Source organism: Anaeromusa sp. (assembly GCF_028691475.1).
Classification (GTDB): Bacteria; Bacillota; Negativicutes; order Anaeromusales; family Anaeromusaceae; genus Anaeromusa.
The window spans coordinates 1-5,241 of sequence record NZ_JAQUZF010000149.1 but is presented as its reverse complement, the minus strand read 5'-3'; the positions used below and the strand labels follow the sequence as shown (position 1 = coordinate 5,241).

Genomic DNA, 5,241 nt, shown 5'->3' with positions numbered 1-5,241 from the left:
CTTTGAGCCAGGGCAGCGGTATTTTTGAGAGCTTCATCGGCGCTGATGGATCTCTGCGCAATGCTATTTTTAAAGCGCAGCGCAGTATTGCCTCGGTCGGGGGGCCGCGGCATTCGGTGATTCTGGGAGAGACCGGTACAGGTAAGACGATGCTGGCTCAGGGTATGTATCATTTTGCCCGCAAAATCGGTATTTTAAAAGAGGGCGCGCCCTTTGTCGAAGTGAACTGCGCGCAGTTTACCAATGCGGACATTGCGGCTATGGAAATCTTCGGCACCGATAAAGGAGCCTTTACAGGGGCCTTTGACAAGCCTGGACTTGTGGAAGTGGCCAATGGGGGCGTGCTCTTTTTGGACGAGGCCCATGCCTTGGTGCAGCACCAGACTATGCTGCTGAAGTTGATCGAATCCGGCTTGGTGCGGCGCATGGGAGGACGGACCGAGCATGAAGTGGATGTCATTATTATTGCGGCATCCAGCCAAAACTTGAAAGAAGTGTTTTTGCCGGAACTCTACCAGCGTTTGGCGCAGTACCAGATTGAGCTGCCGCCGCTGCGGGAGCGCAGTTTGCAGGAAAAACAGAAATTTTTGGAACAATTCGTAGAGCTGTACTGCCAAAAGGCGCAGGCTCGCTATAATGTGAGGCTGAAGGTTCATTTTACAAGCCGCGCGGCGGAGCTGCTTTTAGCGGCGGTGTTCGACCGCAATGTCCGGCAGTTTCGGGATGTGGTCAATGCCAGTATTGACGCGGTGGCGCCTTTAGTTAATCACCTTTCGCAAGGACATGAGCTGATTAAGCTGGTGGTGGATGAAGAAGACATTCCCAAGGCCATGCTGGAAGAGAAAAGCGTAAGTATAGAAGCTGCGGAACCGGCGGCAAAGCGGGAGAGCTTGGAAGAACTTCTTCTCAGCTTATCGGCGCTGGGCCTAGGGGTGCGGAAGATTTCCGCAGAGCTGAAACGAAGAGGCATTTCCCTGGAATACTATCAAGTGGCGTATAAGCTGAAAAAGCTGAAAAAAGATAGAGTATAGTTTGGGTAAGTAGAAAGGGGCAGATACAATGAGTAGAAAAATGAAAACCATGGACGGCAACACGGCGGCGGCGCATATTTCGTATGCCTTTACCGACGTAGCGGCCATTTTCCCCATCACGCCTTCGTCCAATATGGCGGAGAGCGTGGACGAGTGGGCGGCGCAAGGGCGTAAGAACCTCTTTGGACAGACGGTGCAGGTAGTAGAAATGCAGTCCGAAGGCGGCGCGGCCGGTGCAGTGCATGGCTCGTTGCATTCGGGAGCGTTGACGACGACCTATACGGCGTCGCAAGGCTTGTTGCTGATGATTCCGAATATGTATAAAATCGCCGGCGAATTACTGCCTGGCGTATTCCATGTCAGCGCCCGGGTGGTTGGCGCCAATGCGATCAGCATTTTCGGCGATCACTCCGATGTGATGGCTACGCGCCAGACTGGGTTTGCTATGTTGGCGGAAAGCAGCGTTCAACAGGTTATGGATTTGTCCGCTGTCGCTCATTTGGCAGCCATCAAAGGACGCGTGCCGTTCCTGAACTTCTTTGACGGGTTCCGTACGTCCCATGAAGTGCAGAAGGTCGAAATGCTGGAGTACGAAGAACTAGGCAAGCTCCTGGACATGGAGGCGGTCAACTCCTTCCGGCGCGGGGCGCTCAACCCGGATCATCCTGTCTTGCGCGGCACCGTGCAAAATCCGGATATTCATTTTCAGCAGCGGGAAGTATCCAATAGTTATTGGGAGAAGCTGCCGGAGATTGTCGAAGCATACATGGCGGAAATCAGCAAGCTTACCGGGCGGGAGTACCACTTGTTCAATTACTACGGAGCGCCTGATGCGGAGCGTTTGATCATTGCCATGGGCTCTATGTGCCAAACCGTAGAAGAAGTGGTGGATCATCTGAACGCCAAAGGTGAAAAAGTGGGCCTGTTGAATGTTCACCTCTATCGCCCGTTTTCTCTGAAGCATTTCTTCCAGCACATTCCAAAGAGCGTCAAAAAAATTGCTGTGCTGGATCGCACTAAGGAATTGGGCGCATTGGCGGAACCACTGTATTTGGATGTGAAAAGCGCGTTCTACGGCACGGACTGGCAGCCGCTTATCGTTGGCGGTCGCTGCGGCGTAGGCGGCAAGGATGTTATGCCCAAACATATTATGGGGATTTTTGACAACCTTAAAGCGGCGCAGCCTAAGGATCACTTTACGGTTGGCATTCTGGACGATGTTAGCCATCTATCCTTGACAGAAGGCGAGGACATCGATACCACTGTGGCGGGAACCAAGGCTTGTAAATTCTGGGGCTTAGGCGCAGACGGCACGGTAGGGGCCAATAAATCCGCCATCAAGATTATTGGCGACAAAACGGATCTGTATGCGCAGGCGTACTTTGCGTATGATTCCAAAAAATCGGGCGGTATTACGGTGTCCCATTTGCGTTTCGGCAGTCAGCCGATTAAATCTCCCTACTTGATTGATAAAGCCGATTTTGTTTCTTGTTCCCAACAATCCTATGTTGATAAATATGATTTGCTGACAGGCTTGAAGCCGGGCGGCGCTTTCCTTTTAAACACCAATTGGTCTGCAGCGGAACTGGAAACCCATCTGCCGGCGGCGATGAAACGCTATCTGGCGGAAAAAAATATTCGTTTCTATACGATTAATGCCGTAGGCATTGCCCAAGAGCTGGGTCTTGGAGGCCGTTTTAACATGATTATGCAGTCGGCTTTCTTCCAGCTGGCTCAGATTATTCCCATTGAAAAAGCGGTGCAGTATTTAAAAGATTCCGTAGTCGCCACGTATGGGAAAAAGGGCAACAAAGTGGTGGGAATGAATCACGCCGCTATCGACAAGGGTATCGCCGGTTTGGTGCAGGTGAATGTGCCGGCAAGCTGGAAAAATGCTGTTGCAGCCGAGCAGAGTGTGCAGACGAATGGCGTGCCGGCGTTTATTCGTGACGTGCTGGTGCCGATGAACCGTCAGGAGGGAGACAGCTTGCCTGTGAGCGCGTTCCTGCCTCAGGCGGACGGCACGTATCCGCTGGGAACCTCGGCTTATGAAAAGCGCGGCATCGCCATCAATGTACCGGAATGGCAGCCGGAAAATTGCATTCAATGCAATCAGTGCTCTTTTGTTTGTCCTCATGCCAGTATCCGGCCCATTCTGGTGAACGATGCGGAAAAAGCGGCTGCGCCGGAAGGTTTTGCCGTTAAAGACGCTGTTGGGGCGAAGGATTTGTATTTCCGCTTGGCTATCTCGACGCAAGATTGCACCGGCTGCGGCAACTGCGCGGAAATTTGTCCGGCAAAAGTCAAAGCGTTGCAGATGAAGCCCCTGGCTTCGCAAGATGCGCAGGTTACGCTTTGGGATTATGCGGTGTCGCTGACGCCGAAGAAGAATCCGGCCAATCCCTTTACAGTCAAAGGCAGTCAGTTTGAACAGCCTCTCTTGGAATTCTCCGGCGCGTGCGCTGGCTGTCTGGAAACAGGCTATGCCAAGCTAGTGACGCAGCTCTATGGCGATCGGCTCATGGTCGCCAATGCCACTGGTTGTTCTTCCGTCTGGGCGGGCAGTACGCCTTCGGTTCCGTACACGACCAACCATCGCGGCCACGGTCCGGCCTGGGGCAACTCTCTCTTTGAAGACAACGCCGAGTACGGTTTGGGCATGGCGTTGGGCGTGAAACAACTGCGGCAGCAGTTGGCGCAAAAGGTGGCGGAAGCCGCCAAACTAGACTTGGGAGAAGAGTGGAAAAATGCCTGTGCGGACTGGCTGGAACATCAAGAAGCAGGCGAAGGGAGCCGGGAACGTGCGGATCGCCTCAGCGCTATGCTGGAAGGCGTCAAGAACCAAAATGAACTATTGGGCTATTTGCATGAAAACAAGGATTTTCTAGTTAAGCGTTCTCAGTGGATATTCGGCGGCGACGGCTGGGCCTATGATATCGGTTTTGGCGGCTTGGATCATGTACTGGCTTCCGGCGAAAACATTAATGTGCTTGTCTTTGATACCGAGGTTTACTCCAATACGGGCGGCCAGTCGTCCAAGGCGACACCGGCGGCGGCTATTGCCAAATTTGCCGCCAGCGGCAAGAAGACCAAGAAAAAAGATTTGGGTCTCATCGCTATGAGCTATGGTTATGTGTATGTGGCGCAAATTGCCATGGGAGCGGATAAAAACCAAACCCTCAAAGCTATTGCCGAGGCGGAGGCGTATCCGGGGCCGTCCCTGGTTATTGCCTATTCGCCGTGCATCAACCATGGTCTTAAAGCCGGTATGGGCTGCAGTCAGCTTGAAATCAAGAAAGCAGTGGATTGCGGTTACTGGGCTATGTATCGTTACAATCCTGCACTAAAGGAAAGCGGCAAGAATCCCTTTATGCTGGACTCCAAGGAACCAACGGCAGACTTCCGCGAATTCCTGATGGGCGAAGTGCGTTACTCTTCTCTTTTAAAACAGTTCCCTGAACAAGGAGAAGCCTTGTTGACCAAGACGGAACAAGACGCCAAGGACCGTTTGGCCGTCTACAAACGTTTGGCGAGCCAAAGCGAATAAACAATATGTAGGACAGAGAAACACAACACAAAAGAAAAATCCCGCCGCAAGGCGGGATTTTTCTACATATTTCTATAGAATTTTATAGACTCTCTCTGTTTCCTATGGCCTTTTCTCTGTTCCTCTGAGTAAATTTTGTAACCTCGTCAAGCCCTCCTGTACATAGCCCCTTTTATTTTGCCAGCGTACTCGCTAGAATAAGGAGAGTGGATAATCACAAACGAGGTGTGCATAGTGGAAGATTCCTTGCTTTTAAAAATGGTAGAACGCATGAGCATTGCGGCGACGCTGGCGTTTTTGCTTTCCCAGACGTCGCTGCTGCAGCGCTTGAATTATCGGTCAGTGACGATTTTCGATAAAGCGAAACTGGCGGTGATTTTTGGTCTGATCGGTATTGTCGGCACCTATGCTGGCATTCCAGTCGATGATGCGTTAGCAAACTCGCGAGTGATAGGCGTCATGGCGGCGGGTCTTATCGGGGGGCCTGCCATGGGAGCTGCCGCTGGGATGATTGCCGGCGGGCACCGGTATTTTTCATTTGGCGGTTTTTCCGCTTTTTCCTGTGCCCTGGCTAATTTGGTAGAAGGGCTGTTTGCCGGGATGGTGCGCAAATGGTATCCTCATGCGGCGCTGCCCTGGTGGGTGGTGCTGTTGAGCGGTGTT

General features: G+C 52.3%; 3 protein-coding genes. All 3 read left to right on the top strand.

Translation table 11 applies throughout. The annotated features are described in order from the left end of the window. Positions 1-1,031: sigma 54-interacting transcriptional regulator (locus tag PHF27_RS13195; RefSeq protein ID WP_300071015.1), on the top strand; the 1,031-nt coding region annotated here is incomplete at its 5' end. A 28-nt stretch (positions 1,032-1,059) separates the two neighbouring features. After that, the gene (nifJ, locus tag PHF27_RS13190; protein WP_300071012.1) at positions 1,060-4,578 is read left to right on the top strand and encodes a pyruvate:ferredoxin (flavodoxin) oxidoreductase; all 3,519 of its coding nucleotides are present in this window, start codon (positions 1,060-1,062) and stop codon (positions 4,576-4,578) included. A 234-nt stretch (positions 4,579-4,812) separates the two neighbouring features. Continuing rightward, positions 4,813-5,241: LytS/YhcK type 5TM receptor domain-containing protein (locus PHF27_RS13185; RefSeq protein ID WP_300071009.1), on the top strand; the 429-nt coding region annotated here is incomplete at its 3' end.